The sequence below is a fragment of the Xanthomonas bromi genome, assembly GCF_900092025.1.
Lineage (GTDB): Bacteria > Pseudomonadota > Gammaproteobacteria > Xanthomonadales > Xanthomonadaceae > Xanthomonas > Xanthomonas bromi.
The window spans coordinates 1-2,125 of the sequence record NZ_FLTX01000078.1 but is presented as its reverse complement, the minus strand read 5'-3'; the positions used below and the strand labels follow the sequence as shown (position 1 = coordinate 2,125).

Below are 2,125 nucleotides of genomic sequence, written 5' to 3'. Positions count from 1 at the left end.
AAAAGAGTCAACCCGAGGCTTTCGGCTTGACGTTTGTAGGCAATCGCATCAGCCATCGAACTATCATCATCAATCGTCGTTGGTGGTCCGATGATGATCACCGGCAACGGCCAGCGCTCCACTGCTTCCTTGGCTGCATCACCAAACGATGTGCTGGCAGCAAGCGTCGCATCGCCAATCCGCGTGTTTGGATCGTAGTACTTGGGATCTTGCGGAAGCACAGACTTGAATGCGTCATCGTCTTCCCGTATGGCCTGCCAGACCGTCTGGTAGTAGTCGCCTACCGCCAGTCCCAGCCCGCGCACCTCCAAGACATAGCGCTCTCCCTCGCCAGCCAGCATGCGCCCATGCGGGGAGGAGGCCGCAGCCGTCGTGGCCTGGACACTTGCAATGGCCGCTGGTTGCTTGGCCACAGCACTCCGCGCTTTCCATAGCCAATGCCCCCCAAAGGCCACGCCCACCAGGGCGGTAATCGCCAAGACGCCGTTACGAATATCGTTGCCCAACCCTGGATTCCCATGTATTACGTGTGCAGATGCTTCATGCTGTGACCACGAGCGGCGCAATCGCACGCACCACGCTGTCGAACACGAAAGCACGCACACTGTCGTTGTTGTAGGACATCTGATGATCGTAGCCCATAGTGCGACAGGCTACCGCAGGGCTTCCCCGCATCACCCCTGCACCGCTGTGCGCGGCAGGGACGGTGCCGTCGCCTGCGTCGGCAGGTGCTTCAAGCGTGCAGCGCAAGGTCTGGCCATCTTCGTCAAGCAGATATCGCTCCGGCAACGCTTCGTTGGCAGGCAGGTCGTCATGACCGGAGGACCAGTGCCATTGTGCGGGATGACCAGCAATCGCCTTGCCCGGCCTTTCCAACCACGTGCGCTTCGGTGGCTTATCACCAAAGAAGAAATCGCCAGGATCTGGGTCGTAGACGTTGGCAACGACCGCACGCCAGGTGACTGAACCCCAGGCCTTGTGATCCGCTGCGTCATTGCCCCAATACGCGTAGGTGGGCTGATGAAATTTCTGCGCGAGCTGCTTGTGATAACTCTCCGCCTTCTTCATCGCTTGCCGGTGGATCAACAATGGATTGAACGGCAAGCCCGCTGGATTGAGCCACGCCGGATTGACGGCTTGCCACCACGGATTGGCGCGGTAGATCTCTTCATAAGGGTTACCTCGCTCCGGCAGGCTCAACAAGGTCTTGCCGTGCGCATCCTTGATAAACAGCCACGGCTTGCCGCCGTTGTAGAACTGGTTGGGAGCAAGTTCCATCGGACCCGGCCCAAAGCCCAACACCGGTGTGGTCTCGCGCCCGCTCACGCCCAGGACCAATGCGGTGACCTTGCCTATCAAGCCACCGAGAATCCCCTCGCCCTCCCCCGCGAAGCCGCCGACGAAGCGCTTATAAAATGCCCCGGCACCGTCGGTCGGCATCACGCCGTGGATCACGGCCAAGATATCCTTGTCCGCGCCGCACGCTTGCGAGGCTGCACGGGCGACCAGACCGCCCATCGAATGGGTAATGACGATCACCTTCTGGCAGTCCATGCCAAGGTCCGTGTAATGCTTGCGGATTGCGGCAATCTTGTCGGCCAGATACTGCCCGGAGTCGAGATTGGACTTCAGCCAGTTGTAGCCCACCGCATGCACCGGAAACCGGAACTTGACCAATTTCTTGATCTGCTCCTCGGTCAGGGGCGGCGGCGCGTGGATCGCGCCTGTCGGGCTGGTGCCTACCTGCTGAAGGAGTTCCAGGAAAGTCATGCTGGGCTTGCCGTTGCGATAGGTGGCACCGGCCAGATGCTCTTCCAGCCAGTTCAGGAACGGACCATAGGAATACCAGCTGACAGTCCCCCATCCCCTCCGGCGCTTGTCATCGAGCCGTGCCTGACGGATTTCCTCGCGCTTGCGGTCAGCTGAGCGGCCTTCGTCCGGCAGGTAAACGAAGGACTCCTCTCTCCGGAGTTCGATCGGGCCTCCATCGTCCACCTCTACCGCATCCATGTTAAGCAACAGCTGGCGGGCAGCTGCATCCTGCCCCGGCCACGAAATGCTGTTGTCCGCGGTGACGAGACTCGTCATCGAATCGATATTCCAGATGCGCTGCCCTTTCTTGGCC

At 60.3% G+C, this 2,125-nt stretch carries 1 protein-coding gene and 1 pseudogene; both read right to left on the bottom strand.

From position 1 onward, the window contains the following. Nucleotides 1–509 (bottom strand): annotated as a pseudogene (locus tag XBLMG947_RS22095) (type VI lipase adapter Tla3 domain-containing protein); the annotation flags it as partial. A 31-nt stretch (nt 510–540) separates the two neighbouring features. Next, nucleotides 541–2,125, bottom strand: a 1,585-nt coding sequence (locus XBLMG947_RS19710) for an esterase/lipase family protein (protein ID WP_065470251.1), incomplete at its 5' end; no start/stop codon positions are given.